14 protein-coding genes and 1 tRNA gene are annotated in these 18,636 nt (G+C 30.2%); 12 read left to right on the top strand and 3 right to left on the bottom strand.

Translation table 4 applies throughout. The features are described 5' to 3' along the window. Positions 1–326: 326 nt before the first annotated feature. Both CJJ23_RS04705 and CJJ23_RS04700 read right to left on the bottom strand, forming a co-directional pair. Positions 327–650 (bottom strand): hypothetical protein, encoded by a 324-nt coding sequence (locus CJJ23_RS04705; RefSeq protein WP_095335190.1) that lies wholly within the window; start codon positions 648–650, stop codon positions 327–329. A gap of 167 nt (positions 651–817) precedes the next feature. Next, positions 818–1,771 carry an L-lactate dehydrogenase gene (locus tag CJJ23_RS04700; protein WP_095335189.1) on the bottom strand — a complete coding sequence of 318 codons (954 nt, stop codon included), beginning with the start codon at positions 1,769–1,771 and terminating at the stop codon, positions 818–820. Positions 1,772–2,009: 238 nt separating this feature from the next. Here CJJ23_RS04700 and CJJ23_RS04695 point away from each other — a divergent pair, with 238 nt between their 5' ends. The 9 genes from CJJ23_RS04695 (at position 2,010) to CJJ23_RS04650 (ending at position 13,037) form a co-directional block, all read left to right on the top strand. Then, the gene (locus CJJ23_RS04695; protein WP_095335188.1) at positions 2,010–3,398 is read left to right on the top strand and encodes a hexose phosphate transporter; all 1,389 of its coding nucleotides are present in this window, start codon (positions 2,010–2,012) and stop codon (positions 3,396–3,398) included. Between the two features lie 1,091 nt (positions 3,399–4,489). Continuing rightward, a complete protein-coding gene (locus tag CJJ23_RS04690) occupies positions 4,490–5,542 on the top strand; it encodes a hypothetical protein (protein WP_095335187.1) in 1,053 nt (350 codons plus the stop codon). 293 nt (positions 5,543–5,835) lie between these two features. Next, the gene (pdhA, locus tag CJJ23_RS04685) at positions 5,836–6,996 is read left to right on the top strand and encodes a pyruvate dehydrogenase (acetyl-transferring) E1 component subunit alpha (protein WP_095335186.1); all 1,161 of its coding nucleotides are present in this window, start codon (positions 5,836–5,838) and stop codon (positions 6,994–6,996) included. Next, entirely contained in the window at positions 6,996–7,988 is a 993-nt protein-coding gene (locus CJJ23_RS04680) for an alpha-ketoacid dehydrogenase subunit beta (RefSeq protein ID WP_095335185.1), read from the top strand. Before pdhA ends, CJJ23_RS04680 begins: the two co-directional genes overlap by 1 nt. Before the next feature lie 40 nt (positions 7,989–8,028). Next, positions 8,029–8,946, top strand: coding sequence for a 2-oxo acid dehydrogenase subunit E2 (locus tag CJJ23_RS04675; RefSeq protein WP_095335184.1), 918 nt, complete (start codon positions 8,029–8,031; stop codon positions 8,944–8,946). Between the two features lies 1 nt (position 8,947). Continuing rightward, a complete protein-coding gene (locus CJJ23_RS05210) occupies positions 8,948–10,288 on the top strand; it encodes a dihydrolipoamide acetyltransferase family protein (protein ID WP_214608199.1) in 1,341 nt (446 codons plus the stop codon). Beyond that, positions 10,288–12,156: a dihydrolipoyl dehydrogenase gene (gene lpdA / locus CJJ23_RS04660; protein ID WP_095335183.1), complete on the top strand. Its 1,869-nt coding sequence runs from the start codon at positions 10,288–10,290 to the stop codon at positions 12,154–12,156. The genes CJJ23_RS05210 and lpdA overlap by 1 nt, the downstream gene beginning before the upstream one ends. Positions 12,157–12,301: 145 nt before the next feature. Next, positions 12,302–12,375, top strand: a tRNA-Trp gene (locus CJJ23_RS04655). Between the two features lie 71 nt (positions 12,376–12,446). After that, complete coding sequence (locus tag CJJ23_RS04650) at positions 12,447–13,037, top strand: hypothetical protein (protein WP_095335182.1); 591 nt, start codon at positions 12,447–12,449, stop codon at positions 13,035–13,037. A gap of 49 nt (positions 13,038–13,086) precedes the next feature. On the opposite strand, the gene CJJ23_RS04645 is transcribed toward CJJ23_RS04650, so the two are convergent. Beyond that, complete coding sequence (locus CJJ23_RS04645; protein WP_143823647.1) at positions 13,087–13,599, bottom strand: hypothetical protein; 513 nt, start codon at positions 13,597–13,599, stop codon at positions 13,087–13,089. Positions 13,600–13,996: 397 nt separating this feature from the next. Between CJJ23_RS04645 and CJJ23_RS04640 the strand changes: the two genes are divergently transcribed. From CJJ23_RS04640 to CJJ23_RS04630, 3 genes are all read left to right on the top strand, one after another. Continuing rightward, positions 13,997–15,121, top strand: coding sequence for a hypothetical protein (locus CJJ23_RS04640; protein ID WP_095335180.1), 1,125 nt, complete (start codon positions 13,997–13,999; stop codon positions 15,119–15,121). A gap of 265 nt (positions 15,122–15,386) precedes the next feature. Then, a complete protein-coding gene (locus tag CJJ23_RS04635; RefSeq protein ID WP_095335179.1) occupies positions 15,387–17,303 on the top strand; it encodes a S8 family serine peptidase in 1,917 nt (638 codons plus the stop codon). Then, positions 17,275–18,417, top strand: a complete 1,143-nt coding sequence (locus CJJ23_RS04630; RefSeq protein ID WP_095335178.1) for a hypothetical protein — start codon at positions 17,275–17,277, stop codon at positions 18,415–18,417. Before CJJ23_RS04635 ends, CJJ23_RS04630 begins: the two co-directional genes overlap by 29 nt. Positions 18,418–18,636 lie beyond the last annotated feature (219 nt).

Genomic DNA, 18,636 nt, shown 5'->3' with positions numbered 1-18,636 from the left:
TTTGTCTGAAGATACCATGCAAACTCTTAAATCTTTCTCCTTATCTTCACAATCAATTGTAATATTTTCATGGTCTGCAAAAGTTGCATCAATTGCTTTACTTGCTGATTTTGAGTCTTTATAAGTTTCGTTCTTCTTCATAAGAGCCTCTCTAAAAAATAATTGTTATTTAAATTATATATTTAAAAAAGTAACTAAGTAACAAATTTATTTTTTTGCGTAGTTCATTGCAAATTCTAAATCTCTATAAAATGATTTTTGAAAGTTATAAAAATAAATGCAAAAAAATTTGCATTTATTAATTGGAGCAAGAATAGATTCAAAAATTATTTAATGTTATTTTTTTCTAAAACACCATCAATTCTTTTGACATCCCTTTGAAGTACTGTTATTGCATCATAAACTCAACTGTTAAATTCCTTTTGTTCAGCAAACCCCTGAATAACAATTGTTGCTAAATCATTAATTGTCATTTTCTTAATTGGTGGTTTAGTTGTTTTTTGTTTAAGTTTGTCTGAAGATACCATGCAAACTCTTAAATCTTTCTCCTTATCTTCACAATCAATTGTAATATTTTCATGGTCTGCAAAAGTTGCATCAATTGCTTTACTTGCTGATTTTGAGTCTTTATAAGTTTCGTTTTTCTTCATAAGAGCCTCTCTAAAAAATAATTTGTTATTTAAATTATATAGTTAGAAAAGCAACTAAATAACAAATTTATTTTTTGCAGGTTTAAGTCATATATAAAATAACTTTTGGAGATTAAAAAAATAAATGCAACATGAAAATTGCATTTATTTTGGCTTGTTTAGTTTAATTACTTAATCGCATCAAGTGCTTTAGCAATGTTTTCTTTTAGAATTCTGGCTGATTCATCAAATTGTTTTTTAACTTCAGGTTTTAAGTCAAGTTCAACAACTTTTTCAACTCCATTAATTCCTAAAACAGCAGGTACTCCGATGAATAAGTCTTTTTGTCCATATTCACCATTTAAGTAAGCACCAACTGAAGTAACACGGCGTGCATCTTCAACAATCATTCTTACTAAGTGAGCTGTTGTTGCTCCAATTCCATAGAATGTTGATCCTTTACGGTTGATAATTTCATAAGCTTTGCGGCGTACTCTTTGCATCATGTCAAGTAGTTCTTGCTCTGAAATTTTCATATCTTTTGTATATTCTTTATAAGGAATACCTTCAATTGAAACATAGTCAGTTGTATATAGTGAACTATCTCCATGTTCTCCAAAAACTAGTGCTGAAACAGCTGAAGCATTTAAACCTAGTTGTTTAGCAATTTCAAATTTAAATCTTGAAGTTTCTAGTGCTGTACCTGATGAGATCACACGGTTTTTTTCAAAACCTGTGACATGTGCATAAACATATGTCATAACATCAACCGGGTTAGCGTTAATAACTGTAACTCCACTAAAGCCTGATGCTTTAACTTTACGAGCAATATCTGCCATAATACGAGCATTATCGTTAACCATTTCTAAACGAGTTTCCCCTGGTTTTTGTGGTCTTCCAGCTGTAATAACAATTACTGAAACATCTTTTAGATCTTTAAAATCATAAACCTTAACAGCTGAACCCATTTCGTGGTTTGCTAGAGAGTCTTCAAAATCTAAAACATTTCCCTCTAATTTAGTTACGTTAAGATCGATAATTCCATATTCTGCAGCAATTTGATTTTGAATCGCAGCAGCAATAAATGAAGTACCTACGAATCCTGCACCAATCAGTGCAATTTTTCTTCTTGAATGTGACATTTAAAATTCCTTTCATATGCAAGCGGTGGTTTTATATTTAATTTGCATATGTAAAAATTATATGTTTAATAATTTCAGATGTTGCAAAAAAGTTTCAGTCTTTGAAAATTTCCAGAAATTTTTTCACAATGAAGCCATTTTTTGCAACTTTTGGGCCAATTTTGCAGGAGTTTTTCAAAGTTGTGCCAGATAGTCATATAATTAAAACCATCAATATATAAATTTAGAAAGGTTTAATATGAATAAATATTTTATTAGCCTCTTTTCAGTTAAAAATTTAGCTAAATCAGTTGAATTTAAAAGAGGTATAATCATGTGGATCACCATATTAATGGGTTACTTCCTATTTATTACAGCGTGGTTTGCTGCAGGATATACCCAAGGTAACGCTACTATTGGTTGAAGACCTGTGTTTTTCGGAACTGAAACACCTGATGAAGTTACAACTCAAGCTGTTAACTACATTATTACTTTAGCCCGTGGTATCGGTTCATTTATCATCGGTTGAATAGTTGTTAAATTCACTCATAAATGAGCTGTTTTAGCAGCGATGACATTCTTAGCAATGTCAATCTTATCAATCACAATTGGTACTGCAGTTGGTGGTCAAGGGGGATATGCATTATTCATTATCTTCAGACTATTATTAGCAGTAGGGGGAACAACTTTAATTATTTTATTACAGCCGGTTGTTGCTAAAAGTGTTAAAAATCCTAAAACAAAAGCGATCATGTCATCAATTTCGCCACTAGGATTTAACACAGCTTTCATTGTTATGACAGCATTTTTCATCAAGCCAGACACTGCTAATTTCTTAATTACAAACTGATACTGATTCTCATTAATTTGAGCGTTAGTTACATTAGTGCCACTAGTTACTTACATCTTTATTGGTCAAAATTTTGAAATTGCTTCAGGGGCTTCATCAGATGCTACAACTGAGAAAAAAGCGACTTTAGGAAGTGTTTTAAGAGAAAAAAATACTTGAGCGTGAGTTTTAGTTTATGGACTATGATTAATTGCTGCAGTTATGCCGCTAAACGGTTTAAATACAAGAGCTAATGCTACTTTACTTGCAGAAGCGCACATGGGATTACTAGGCGCAACTGATGGAGTTACTCAAAATAACTTAGTCAGAATCTGAGCAATCACTTTCGTTGCTGGAGTTTATGTCGGTGCTTTTACTGTTGGAAGATTTTCAAAAACATCAGCTAGAAGAAAACCATTTATGATTGCTATAACTTCACTTGCAGCACTATTTTGAATTTTATCAGTAGTTGTTGTTAATGAAGTTGCAAGCGTGGTTCCTTACTTTATTTTTGCTTTCTTAATGGGAATGATGATTTGAGGAATTCAAGGACCATTATTAAATAACCCTTATGATTTTGCAGGAGCAACACCACAAAAAGTTGGTATCTTCTTTGGAATTATTTGAGGATTTGGTTACACCATTTTTACAGGTGGAAACATCATCCTAGCACTAATTAACCCTGTTGCAGGAAGAGGCAATGCAATTGCTTATTATGCAGTCTTAACAATTTTAATTTCGTTATTACCTGCATCACTAGCATTAACCAAAGAGTCTCGACCTCAAGGTAAAATTAGTTTCAATCCTTTTGGAAAATAATATAAAAAAGAGATCTTTAAATGTGACTTTTAGGTCACATTTTTTGATGCAAAAATTTTAAAAATTTTTGCTTTAGTTTATAATATTAAGGTCTAGTTGAATTTAATTAAAATGCACTTATATTATTCAAACTAGACATGTTAAAGTTAAAAAGGCTTTGACAATTATATTATCCACCCTTTGAAGTGATTCAAAGGGATCTTTCTTTTTTATAAAAGATTTTCGATTTTTTTGTAAATCATTTAGTATAACAATACCTAGTTTTTAAATCAGTTTTTTTAGTTCTCATAATAATATAAAAACTAGGCAAAATTTATGGGTTGTTTCAACAACCAAAAAATAAAAATTTATTTCGTTTTTAGCCCTTTGAATTACTTCAAAGGGCACCTTCTTTTTTTTGAAATAAATTTTCAATTTTTTTGGATTTTCATTAAAATGTGCATGCCTATTTAGGACAGCTAAGCGAACACATTAGACTGTAAACTTAACTAGGCATGAACGCTATAAAAAATTTACTTTTTTATATTATTCTCATAAATTGTTTTTGGACAAAGTCCACCCTTTGAAAGTATTTTCAAAGGGCTTTATTTTTTTAAATTGAAATTTTACAAGCAAAATAATTAAACAAAGAATTAAAAAAATCAACTTTAAAAATTTTAAAAAAATTTTTAAATCTTATTTAAAATATTAATTACCTAGATAAAAGTGTATGTATCTAGGTAGTCTTGGTTTTAAGATATAAAACCAATTTCTAGGAGAAACCTCTTGATTAATTCAAGGGGTTATTTTTTTTAAAATAATTTAATTAATTTGACAATTTAGTAAAATTTAGTTGCCTAAATTTTATACGATTTATTTAGGCAAAAATATGTTTACCCTTTTTTAAAAAGTAAAAGCCTTTGAGTAATTTCAAGGGCTTTTTTATACAATTTTATTTTTATATTTTGATGTTTTATGAACTTCAAAATTTACTTAAAAACTAATTTTTGAAAAAGTGTTAAACAAAAAAATAATTTGGTAGTTTAATCAGTTATTTTTGCAACTTCATTAGTATTTAGTTAAACAAAGTAATCTAATTTTTAGGGGTAAAAATGGCTTTCATTAATAAGCAAAAAATCATCATTACATTAACGGCTTTCTCGTTAATATCAGTACCAATAATTGCAATTGCTTGCAGTCAAAAACAGCAGGATGAACAAGATTCATGGCTTGTAAATATCAAAAAAGTAATTGATGGATCAAGTTATTTCTTAAAAAAATCTTGAAGAAATAAAAACAAAGATCAACTTGAAAAAGTAATTAAAGACCATGTTGATGCTAATGGAGTAAGCAAGTTAGAAATGCTCGTTGAAACTAAATCTGATAAAACACTTTTAGAAATTTTAAGCAAAGTTAAAATTTCTGATTTAACAATTAATAAGACACTTAGTGAGCAGCAAGTAGGTATTAGTTTTAAAGTTATTTCAATCACAAAGCCAAATCTTTTTGAAAAGATTACGATCACTTTAGCAGATGTAGCATCAGAAATTAGTGATAATAGTAGTGTTATTCCTGGATTGCCTAAGCAGGGCGAACCTAACAAAAAAATACCTAAAAAAGACTCTGATCCATCTACAAAAGAAATTATACATAAACCTGATCCAGGGCTAACAACAAAGCAACCTGACCCTGATCAAAGGTCAAAACAGACAACTCCTAAAGTTGATAAGCCAAGCCCTAATCCTAATCAAAAACCGGACAAAGACAAACCCCAAACTGATATTAAACCACCTCAAAAGCCACCAAAAACTTTAGAAGAAATTGCTGAAGAGAATAAATGGAATGCTTTTAGTGACCAAGAAAAAGTTGATTATTTAGTAGCTAATGTTTTTGGAAAAATTAATTTTCATAAGAACAATGAGTCGATCAACTACGAGCAAATTATCGCTGAATTTAAAAAACCTGAAAATAAAAACAGGTTTTTGCAGATCTTAAAAGAGATTTCAAACGAGTTTAAAAACCTAGTTGAAAAGTACAAAGATGTAACTTTTGAAATTAGTGAAATCGGTAAAAATGCAGTTTACCCACTTTGAGGTTATGGACTGTTTAAATACAAAAATGTTAGTCGAGCCGGCATTGCCAACTTCATTAATGAAGTAAAATAGGCAGAATCTGCAAAAAATGTGAAATGAAAAAAATATTAGACCTGTTTTAGCAGGTTTAATATTTTATTGTTTATCATTTTATATGCTGTCGATTAATCCCTAATTATCTAATTTTATGCTTAGTACTCGACTAGCAAAAAATTCTTAATTTTAGATTAATCAGGCAACTTTAATGCAATTGAAGTAATTTTCAGGAAAATTTTTCACATATTGTGAAAAAAAACGTCAATAAATTAAAACGTTTCAAGAAAGTTATAAAATTAATTTATATACAAAAATTTTATTGGAGAAACATGAGCAAAAAATTTAAATATGTTTTCGACGGTCACGTAATGAGTGACAAAAAAGAATTAATTCGATTCTTAGATGTTGAAGGTAACTTAACAAAAGAAGGTAAAGAATATTTATCTTCAAAATCAAAGGAAGATAAAGCAGAACCTTTATCAACTGAAAAATTACTAGAGGCGTATTCATACATGGTCAAATCACGTGAGATGGATACATATATGACCCAGTTACAAAAACAAGGTCGTATGTTAACTTTTGCACCTAACTTCGGAGAAGAAGCACTTCAAGTTGCAACCTCAAGTGCAATGGATCCAAAAGTTGACTGAATGATTCCAACCTTTCGTTCAAACGCAACTATGTTACAACTAGGTGTACCAATGGTTCACCAAATGCTATACTGAAACGGTAGTGAACAAGGAAACAGAATTCCTGATGGTGTTAACGTAACACCAATTGCGATCGTTATCGGAGCGCAATATTCACACGCTTCAGGTGTTGGATACGGAATGAAATTAGCTAAAAAAGCTAACCCAAGTTCAAAAATGGGAGTTGCAGTTACTATCGTAGGTAACGGTGGAACTAGTGAAGGTGAAACCTATGAATCAATGAACATGGCTAGTGTTCAAGGTTGACCAGTTGTTTATACAGTTAACAACAACCAATGGGCTATTTCAACCCCTGTTAAAGATTCAACGACTGTAGCAATTTCAGGAAAAGCACACGCTGTTGGAATTGTTGGTGTACGTGTTGATGGTAATGACTTATTAGCATCATATGCAGTTATGAAAGAAGCTATTGAATATGCACGTGAAAATTCACGTCCTGTTTTAGTAGAATTTGTAACTTGAAGACAAGGTGTTCATACTTCAAGTGATAACCCAAGAATTTATCGTACTGAAGCTGAGGAAAAAGAACAAGAAAAATGAGAACCTTTCCACAGAATTAAAAAATACATGTTTGATAACGGTATTTGATCTGAAGAAAAAGATAAAGAACTTGTTGAAAAAGTTCAAGCAGAAGTTAAAGCTGCTTATGAAAAATCATTATCAATTATTGATAATGAAGGTATTGATGAAATCTTTGATTACACCTATGCTGAATTACCAAAACACTTAGTTGAGCAAAAAGCACACGCAAAAAAATATAGTTCAAAAGGAGCAAAATAATGGCTAAAAAATCAATGAACAATATTGAAGCACTTACAAACGGTATTGAAATTATGATGGAGAAAGACCCTAAAGTTGTTCTATATGGACAAGATGCAGGGTTTGAAGGTGGAGTATTCCGTGCTACACAAGGACTTCAAGCAAAATTCGGTACTGACCGTGTTTGAGATTCACCTATTTCAGAAGCTGCTCAAGCAGGAGTTGCTGTTGGTTTAGGAATTTATGGTTACAAAGCAATCGTTGAAATTCAATTCAGTGGATTCTCAATGCAATCAATGGCACAAATGTTTACAAACGCAGCACGTTACAGAAACAGAAGCCGTGGTCGCTATTCAGTTCCGATGGTATTAAGAATGCCAGTTGGTGGACAAGTTCGTGCTCTAGAGCACCACTCAGAAGCACTTGAAGGTCTTTATTCACACATTCCAGGGCTAAAAGTTGTCATGCCATCTAACCCAATCGACATGAAAGGGTTAATTATTGCAGCGATTGAAGATCCAGATCCTGTTGTTTTCATGGAACATAAACACTTATACCGTTCATTTAAACAAGATGTTGAAGAAGGTTACTACAAAGTAGAAATCGGTAAAGCAGCTAAAGTTTCTGAAGGTGAAGATGTTACAATCGTTTCATATGGATTTATGTTGCATGCAACTATTGAAGCATTACAAAAACTAGATGCACAAGGTAAAGCACCTTCTGCTGAAGTTATTGACTTAAGAACTATTTCACCTTGAGATCGTGAAACAGTTCTAGAATCTGTACGTAAAACAGGTCGCTTAATTGTTGTTTCTGAAGCAGTTAAATCTTATTCAGTAGCAGCAGAAATTATTGCAACAGTTAACGAAGAAGCTTTCATGGATATGAAAGCTCCTGGTTATAGAATTAGTGCTTACGATGTTACAGTTCCACTTCCACGTCTAGAAAAATTAGCATCTCCTACAGTTGATAGAATTGCAGCAGAAATTCTAGACTATATGGAAAAATACTAGTACAATATATAAAAATTTAAAGGTTAAAAAGGAACGTATTATGAGCCAAGCGCAAGTAAAAATTACGCCGCTTGCTCGTGTACTTGCTAACAAAAAAAATATTGATATAACATTAATCAAAGGTAGTGGCTTTAATGGCAAAATCTTTGAATCTGATGTTATTAACTATAAACCTTCAAAAGTAGCTGATTTGTCGGCTACTTTTGTTGATAAAAATAGCAATATAAGTGCTAGCAGTATGATGGGCGAGCTAGTTGCTAAACGTGAAAAAATTAATTTTGTCCGTAAAGCAATCGCTAAAGCGATGAAGAATTCATGAGCAAATGTTGCCTATGTTAATTTAAAACATCGTGTTAATGTCTCAAAGTTATGAGACATTAGAAAAGAAATTAAAGATGATGTCAAAGCTGAGAAAAATGTTAACCTAACATTTTTAGCATTTGTAGTTAAAGCAGTAACTTTGGCATTAAAAGAATTTCCAATTTTTGGTGCTAAATATGATGAAAAAACTGAAGAAATTGTCTATCCAAATGCAGTTAACATTGGAATCGCAGTTGATACAGATCATGGATTATTTGTACCAGTTATTAAAGATGCTGATCATAAAAGTGTGGTAGAAATCGCAGCTGAAATTGTTTCACTAGCAAAAGCAGCACGTGATAAAAACCTAAAACCAGCACAAATGCAAGGAGCCACTTTTACCATTACAAACTATGGTTCAGTTGGCTCACTTCATGGAGTACCTGTTATCAATTATCCTGAAATCGGGATTTTAGGTTTAGGTGCAATCGTTGATGAAGCGTTTTATTCAGCAACTGAGAAAAAATTAGTTGCTGGTAAAGCCATGTATTTAACAACAGCAGCAGACCATCGCTGAATCGATGGTTCAACAATTGGACGCTTTACTACAAGAGTTGCCAATTTATTAGAGAAACCATCATTATTAGGAGTGTATTAAAATGTTTAAATTTAAATTCGCAGACATTGGCGAAGGTCTTCACGAGGGAAATGTCGCTCAAGTCTATGTCAAAGTAGGTCAAACAGTTGCTGAAGGTGAACCCTTATTTTCAGTTGAAACTGACAAAATGACTAGTGATATTCCTTCACCAAAAGCAGGTAAAATTGCTGAAATTTTACTAAAAGAAGGACAAACAATTCATGTTGGTGATGTTATCTTTGTAATTGATGATGGTTCATCATCTGCACCTGTTAAAGAAGAAGCACCTGCAGAATCTGCTCCAGCCGTAGTTGGAAATATCAGTGTTTCAAATGAAATTAAACCTACTACAGGTCTTTCATTTGGATCTAAAAAATCAACACCTGCTGCTACTTCAACTAACTCAGCAACAATGCCAAAAGGACTAAGCAAACGTGAGCAACTTGAATGAGCAAAAAATAATTCAGGTTCAGCAAAGCCTGCAACACCTGCTTCAAGTTCAGCAACAATGCCTAAAGGACTAAGCAAACGTGAGCAACTTGAATGATTAAAAAATCAAGCAAGTGCACCAGCAGCAGCTCCTGCTGCTAGCCCTAGTCCAGCACCAGTTGCACCAACACCAACAGCAAGTGCTGCACCCACAAGTACACCAGTTGCACCTGTAGCAGGTGAACGTAAAAAAGTTGATTTTGTGCGTAAAGCCATTGCTAAAGCAATGAAAAATTCATGAGCAAATGTTGCTTATGTAAACTTAGTGCACCGTGCTAATGTCTCAGAATTATGAGACTATCGTGCTGCTATCAAAGACAGTTTATTCGAACTAACAGGTGCTAAAATCACCTTCTTAGCATTCATTATTAAAGCAACTACCCTTGCTTTAAAAGAATACCCAATTTTTGGGGCAAAATTTGATGAAAAAACTGAAGAAATTGTTTACCCAAGTGCAGTTAATATCGGAATCGCAGTTGATACAGATCACGGTCTATTCGTACCAGTTATCAAAGATGCTGATAAGAAAAACGTGATTGAACTAGCTAAAGAAATTGTTACTTTAGCAAAAGCAGCACGTGATAAAACTTTAAAACCAGCACAAATGTCAGGGGCAACCTTTACAATTACTAACTATGGATCAGTAGGTTCATTACATGGTGTACCAGTTATTAACTACCCAGAAGTTGGTATTTTAGGTGTTGGAGCAATTATTGATGAAGCAGTTGTTGTTAAAGGTGAAGTAAAACCTGGAAAAGTTATGTACTTAACAACTGCTGCAGACCACCGTTGAATCGATGGCTCAACCATTGGGCGTTTTACAACTAGAGTTGTACAACTATTAGAAAATCCAAGATTGTTAGGAGCGTTTTAATGTATAAATTTAAATTTGCTGATATTGGTGAAGGACTTCACGAAGGAAATGTTGCTGAAGTTTATGTAAAAGTTGGTCAAGAAGTTAAAGAAGGAGATTCTTTATTTTCTGTTGAAACTGACAAAATGACTTCAGATATTCCTTCACCAAAAACAGGTAAAATTGCCCAAATTTTACTTGAAGAAGGTAAAACTATTCATGTTGGTGACGTAATTTTCGTGATCGATGATGGTAGTGGAGGTTCATTAGAAGAAGCAGCACCTGCGCCTGCTGCTGAGCCTGAATCAGCTCCTGCCGTTGTAGGAAATATCAGTGTTTCAAATGAAATTAAACCTACTACGGGTCTTTCATTTGGATCTAAAAAAGTAGCTTCTGAAACTGCAAGTGCAGCAGTCTCAACAACAGTTGAAACTACACCTACTTCTAATAAAGAAGCAGGAAAAGCATATACAGGTAGCGTTGAAAAAGAATACGATGTCATTATCATTGGAGCAGGTCCTGGGGGATATTTAGCTGCTGAAGAATCTTCAAAACTAGGTTTTAAAACCTTAGTAATTGAAAAAGAATTCTGAGGTGGAGTGTGTTTAAACATTGGATGTATTCCAACTAAAGCCTTACTAAATTCAACTCATCACTTAGAAGCAATTACTAGTGCTGAAGAAGTTGGTGTTGTTTTCAAAAACAAAGTTAGTGAAAAAGATATCGATTTTGCTAAGTCATGAGTAGGTATTCAAGCTAAAAAAGATCAAGTTGTTACCAAAATTGTTGGTGGTGTAAAAATGCTACTAAAAGCAGCAAAAGTTGATGCTATTGAAGCTGAAGCTAAATTTGTTGGAGCACATGAAGTTGAAGCTTTAGGAAAAGTTTACCGTGGTAAAAAAATTGTTTTAGCAACTGGTTCAGTATCAAGAAAATTAACTCTTCCAGGGTTTGAAGAAGGTTATAAATCAGGTAAAGTTATTACTAGTCGCAGTGCAATTAACATGACTGAATATCCAAAAGCATTAACTATTGTTGGTGCAGGTGTTATTGGTCTAGAAATGGCACAAGTATATGCTTCTGCAGGTGTTAAAGTTACTGTTGTACAAAATTCTGCTGAAGTGTTAAATCCTAAAATTGCTAAGTCAATTAAAGATGCTTTAGTTAAAAAACTAACTGATAAATACGGTGTTAAATTTATCTTTAACGCAGCCGTTAAAGAATTTAAAAATTCAAAATTAGTAATCGAAGTTGAAGGTAAAACTCAAGAACTAGAAGCTGATAAAACTTTAGTATCAATTGGTCGTGTCACTGTACCTTTAAATGCTAAAGATATGGGTGTTAAATTCAAAGAAAACGGTGTTATTGAAGTTGATGAAAATAACGAAACTAACGTTAAAGACTTCTATGCAATCGGTGATGTTAATGCACGCAATATGTTAGCTCATGCTGCTTATTCACAAGCACAAGAACTTGTAAGACATTTTGCAGGACATAAACACATTTATGAAAAACACGAAATTCCTGCAGCAATTTACACTTCTCCTGAAATTGCTACAGTCGGGCTAGCACACCATGAAGCTGTTGAAAAAGGTTACAAAGTAATGGTTGCTAAATATGGTTATGCTCATTTAGGTAGAGCACTTGCTACTGCTAAAGAAACAGGGGTTGCTGAAATCTATGTTAATGAAGAAGATGGAAGAATTCTAGGAGCACAAATTTTTGGTGCTAATGCTAGTGATTTCATTTCAGAAATCACTTTAGCAATGGATAACGAAATTACCATTTTTGAAATTGCAGCAACAGTTCACCCACATCCTTCATATGCTGAAATCTTATGAGAAGCAGCTCGTGGAGCAGTTTTAAAATTAGAAAAAGCAAGATCTTAATTTTATAAACTAAGTAGTCTTAATTGACTACTTTTTTATTTGCTTTTAAATAAGCAAATAAAATTATTAAGGAATAATTCAGATAATTATTAAGCGCTCTATTTTTTGATATACTAAAAATAGTCATTTTTTTAGTTTTTAAAATGGAGGCTTAGTATAACGGTAGTATAACAGATTCCAAACCTGCTGGTATGGGTTCGATTCCTGTAGCCTCTGCCATATCAAAATGATCATAGAAAAATGCTATTACTTTGCAAGGTAATAGCATTTTATTTTTCAATTTAAAAAAAATGGGTGAACTAATGTTGCTTAATGGTGGTCATACAAAAAGTATTAACAAATTAACGCTAGATGATTTTTCAAAACATATTTCTAATTATGTCTTATCTATAAGGCAAGCACTTGATTCATATTATGATCTACGAAATAAAATTGCTGATGAAATTAAGTCAATCGGTGCTTCAGGAATTATTAATGGTGCTGTTATTAAAATATTTGAATACGGTCAAATTTTTATAAATCCATTAAATTCAGAAATAAAAATTTATGTGGATGGACCAAATGCTAACGAAGGTATTGAATTTGCTAATCTACCGAGCTTAATGGCATTTTTACATGAAAGAATGATAATCAAATATAATAAAATCATTGCTCACTTTGGTGATACAAGCAATAACATCGTTTTAAGAGGTGACTTTGTTTTATCTAAAAAAACAACTAGTTTTGATACATCAAAAATAAGCAAAATTAATAAAGTAGTGACTGCTTTATATTATACATCCAGGTATAACTTGGTAAGAATATGAAACAAGGATGTCATTCCGAATGGAACAAAAGAAAATGGTAAGCAAATAATTCAAGATTTAATTGATACTAAATAAATTTATAATTTTAATTTAAATATATTGCTATTACATACTGTAATAGAAATTATTTTTTACTACCAAAAACTAGATCATATTCTTTAAGGTTGTATTTAAATTTATTAAATTTTCAAAATGAAATAAAAACTAAAATTGACATCATAATGCTTGTAAGAATATACATGTAAATTCTAAAATCAAAACTAGAAAGTAATGTTCCTGTTTGGGTTACATTTAATATTGAAACAAAAATTGTTAAAAAGACATTTGTTGCTAAAAAGAAAATTAAAAAGGGAACAATTAATAAAAATGTATAATAATTTGCAAAATTATTTTTTCCTATTTTTAATTCTTTTAAGTCTTTATGATCAGTAAAAATATATTCAACTGTTATTAAAATAAATATAAATATTAAAAGTATGAAATCAAAGACATGTCCTTGATTAAAAACATAAATACTTGAATCATAAAACCTAAAATTTAAAATAATTACAATTAAAAATAAGACTAATTTAATTGCTGTATTTATGAGTCAAAATTTATTTAATTTAAATTTGATTTTTATTAATTTGAAAATCAAAATTGTTATTAGAAATAAAATACAAATAAATGACAAAATGGAGATTGCAAAAGAATTCATCACTATTCCTAAATAGTTTAAAAATATGTAATTTGATAGTCAATTAAATTCAAAATAAATTGAGTAATTTTTAGTCTTGCGAATCTTAATAAAAAAGTTAACGAAAATGGCTATCATAGGTATTAATAGTAAGATTGCACTAACTATTAAAAATGAATTTAAAACTAAAATCTGGCTAGCTTGAAACGACATTAAAAAGTTCATATTTTTAATTATAAACTTTTAATTAATAATTTATTTTTTTAGTGATTTTTACTCGTTGAAAACTTTAAATTTTTTCATTAAAATAAGCATTTTAATTTTATAATTTTACAAGCACTTTTTTAGGAGATGACTTATGAACGATACAAAAGAAATAAATCATATAAAGCATTTTTCAGCAAAATTAAAAGAACAATTTATAAATCGACATTCAGAAATCATTTCTAAAAAGTTAATTGAATATATGAATGAGAAAAAGCAAAACATACCTGCTGTAATTCGTTTTTTCTTATCAAAAGTTTATTTAATTTTTTTCATCATTTCATTATTAGTTGGTTTAATAACTTTTATTGTTTGAACAAGATTATTTGATGCTAATTTTGCTAATCCAAATACTTATTCAGATTTAGTTTTATATTTATTGCTAGGCATTTCAGTTGCATTAATGGTTATTAGTTTATTTTTTTTAGGCTTGATTTGACCTCTTAAAAAACGAGCTGAAAAAATTTTAAATAAGTCAATTAACCATAAGGAATTTTTCAAAATTATTTTTGAAAATTTAGAAGATTTTGACTTTACAGAAAGTATTGATAAACTATTATTAAACCTCGTTAAGTATCGTCAAAGAGGATTCCCTAAAATCGGAGATAACGCATCAATTTTTAAATTCTCGCCATTATTTATTTTTAATTATTTAAATCACCAAGTTGTTTTTCAAACTCAAGCTTGAACTTGAGAGCAAAAACTAAATGGTGTTAATAAAAACTTATATGCAAATGTAGGAATGATTGAATACTCATTATCACCTGAAGAAAAAGAACAATTAAAAGGTTACCATTTTTCTCTTGTTTCAGTTTTAGCTGAAACAGATAATCTTAAAAAGATTAAATTAGATTCAGAAGAATTTAATAAGAAATTAAAATTAAGATCAAATGATGAACAACTATCAAAAGCAATTTTTACGAAAGATGTGCAAAACACATTACTAGAAAACTTTAATGCAATTGATCTTGATATGTATCATATTCAAAAAATTGATGATAATATTCTAGTTAAGTTTTTACCTTCTTCACCAAAGGTTTTAAAAGTAAATTTTCACTATTCAGATAATTTTAAAAAAGAAGTTGATTTTTGAACAAACAATACATTAAATGAAATCTATCAAATGTTTGCTTTAATCTCAATTATCACAACACCTAATTATTTGATTTCATCCATTTATAAGAATCAAAAAACTGATGAAACACTTGATAAAAAGTAATTAGAATTACTTAAAAAAATGCGAACACCATTAAAATCTTGATGGTGTTTTTAATATTTTATATTTTACTCTTTTTTTAAAAAATACTTTTAGTAAAAAAATATTTTTATCTTATAAAACCACAATTTTACAAGAAATATATAATCCATGCAAAAGGAGAAAAAGATAATCAAAAACAATGAATAAACTTATCTTTTTATGTTTTTGGAGTTCATTTAGATTATCAGAATAAAAACAATTTTATCAAAATTAAAAAAGAGGTTATATGCAATCTAAAAAAATAAAAATTACACTAGCAGTATTTTCTTCCAGTGTACTTTCAATTGCAGGAATCACAAGTGTGTCTGCAATCCAAACATCTGTAAAAGATGAAAATCATGAATTAAAAATTAATGAAAAAGAAAATTTAATTCAACAACCAAAAACAATTAAAAATGGGTCTAGCAAAATTGAAATAGTTTTTAAAGCAGGAATAAATCCTGAACAACTACAAAAATATGTTGACCAAATCAAAGATGCTATTGGCACTAGTAGAGAACTTATTTTTTATAAATATGTTCTAACCTTGTCAATTTCATATCATGACGAAGATGATTTAAAAAAATTATATTCGTTAATATCAGATCTTAAGATCGACAAAAATGATCTCTTACAACTTAATGTGCATGATAAAGATGAAAATTCTGACAGAGAAAAGTTTATCCCAGAAATGAATCCATTGGAATCACAATATTGGGATTATGTTTGAAATCAGCATTATAATCAAAAAGAACCTTCTCCTACAACACCACCCAAACATGTCGAACAGCCTAAAAAACTTGATACAACTTTCTGAGATAAATATGACCCTGTTAATCAAAAAAGATATGAATCAGTTGGTCTAACTAAGGAAATTTTAGCAAGAGAAAGACAGTATTTGGAAACTAAGGCTAATGCAGGTAATAAGACAAAAGTAGGTATCATTGAAGTCAATGGTATTGTTGATAAAAATTCTAACAATTTTGCTACAAAAGATATAAATGTTGATAGTAGAAATGTTAGATATGATCCCAAGGATCGTGATAACCTTCATGCTAATACAGTGGCAGAAGTAATAATTGGAAAACAAGGAATAAATCCTTATGTTTCTCTGTATAGCAAATGGCATGTTGCAAATGTTCCTGTGGAAGATAAGAAATTCCTAACTAGAGTTATGGAATCATTAGTAAAAGAAGGAGTGTATATTCAAAACTATACTGGTTCTATACATGGAAGTCATGGCATATACTATGGCGAACCTGCTGGAACCATTGATGAATTCATTTCAAAAAATCCGGAAGTTATCTTTATTATTGCTGCAGGAAATGAAGGTGAGGCAGAAAGAGAAGATAGATATGGAGAAAGACAGCCCAATCTGTGACTAAGATATATTAATGACACAACACTATCTCAAAATTCCATTATTGTTGGTAGTTTAGAACCATCTAATCGCATAGAACCTAAACCAGCAAGTGAATACTCATATATTGATAATTATATTTCTGTTTCTACCCCTGATGATTTTCATTCAATGTTTGATGTTCCATTTGATAATAAAAATGTTGTAGGTAATAGTATGTCTGCGCCAACTATTGCTGCTATGGCAACAATTTTAAAAACAAATTACCATAGTTATTTTGATATGGGGGCTGATTCAATCATAATGAAAAGTGCACTAATTGCAGGTTCAAGACAAGAAATTATATATTCTCTTATAGGATTAGGTAAATTCACACCAAGTAGACCACCTGTATATAGGCAACAAGTGGGCTTTGGAAGACCCGACTTTTCAAAGGTAAAAGAATCATTGCTTAATCTAGATTATTTTAGATTAAGTAAAATCAATACTAATAACAATCCTTTAACTAAAAGAATTTATTTATATAAAGATGATGCATATAGATTCAATATAACTTGACTAAATGATAATTACAAATCAGAAAGACTTTCATGATATAAAGGTCCATTGTCTTTAAATTTAAATGTAGTCGCACCATCTAATAAAAAAACTGAGGCAAAAAAATGATTTGAAAGGCAAAAAGCAAATACTAAAACAATTGAATTCATTGCTGAAGAATCAGGTTATTATACTTTCAATATTTCTCAAGAAGATGAAAGTAGAAAAAAGGACGTAGATGTTGCGTTTACTTATTCAAAAATATAAAAAAATCAGTAAAACAGCATTTTGATTAGTTACTATTTCTACTGTATCCCCAGTTTTAATTTTGGTTGCTTGTTCTCAAAATCTTGAACCGGAAAAGCCTAAGGATAAGCCAACTAAGCCTGTAGAAAAACCAGTTGAAAAAATGCCTTCAAACCCCTTTGAAAAGTGAGGTAAAAATTGAGATTCATTTCTTGAAAAAAATCCAAGTGCTGCTATCTATGAAAAAGTGACTAATGACAAAAAACCTTTTATACAACTAAATACATTTGGTTTTAAATATTTTACTTTTAGTGATTGATATTGAGGTTGATATTATGGTGGAAACGAAAAATCTTTAGAAGGATCTTATATAGAAATAAGGAAAGATGATTCAGATAAAGATAATGAATTGATTGATTGAAAAACCGGCCAAGAAACTCCTAAAATGGAGCCATTTATAACTGGAGGTTTTATTAAAAAACCATCATGAATTTATGAAAATGGAAACAAAAACATTTGATATAAAAAAGGTGATGAAAAGTATAAACTTTATGTTGAAAAATCTGAAATTGAAAAAAAGTTTGATACAAATCATAAATCAATTAGTTTAATCAAAAATGAAGATGATTTAAAAACTGCTCTTAGATTTGACAATGATAGTTGAAAAATTTATTATGAATATTTCAAATCAATCGATAATGAATGAATTAATGTAACAGGACAAAAATATAAAGAAGTTTGTTATTATGGATCTGGTTGTGAGCCTATAAAAGATCTTACAAGTAGATTTTTGCCTTGATCTAAAACATTTAATTATCCACTAATAAAATATAAAATGAATCTTAATAAATACAATTACTTATTTTTAAAAGACTTTTGAAATCTGTGAATACCTCACGTTGAAGCAGATATATTTTTAGAAGGAGGAATAACTATTGAAAATTACGATATAGATGTTGAAAACAAAAATATTACTCTTGATTTTAGAGAAATAAGTGGTTTATTGCCGATGCAATTTGTCCAGAATATGGAGTGAAGGGCAAGATCAGATAGATTAACTTCTTTTATGATACCAGTTGAAAAAAATAAATTAAATGATTTTGATTTTAATGATTGAACCATTACATATAAGTAATACGAATATACCGCTGAAATACATGACTTATCACCTGAACCTGAACTTTAAAATTTAACTATGATCTATAAAATTATTCATAATTGTTATGTCAGTTAATTATTCATAAATTTATTTAATAAACTTTCTTTATGAAAGTTTACCCGCATCGGCCTAATAACTGCAACAGAAAGGTTGTAGTTATTTTTTATAATATAAGTAATATGAAATACAAACAAG

Source organism: Mycoplasmopsis agassizii (assembly GCF_002276225.1).
Classification (GTDB): domain Bacteria; phylum Bacillota_I; class Bacilli_A; order Mycoplasmatales; family Metamycoplasmataceae; genus Mycoplasmopsis_B; species Mycoplasmopsis_B agassizii_A.
This window is presented reverse-complemented; position numbering and strand designations above follow the sequence as displayed.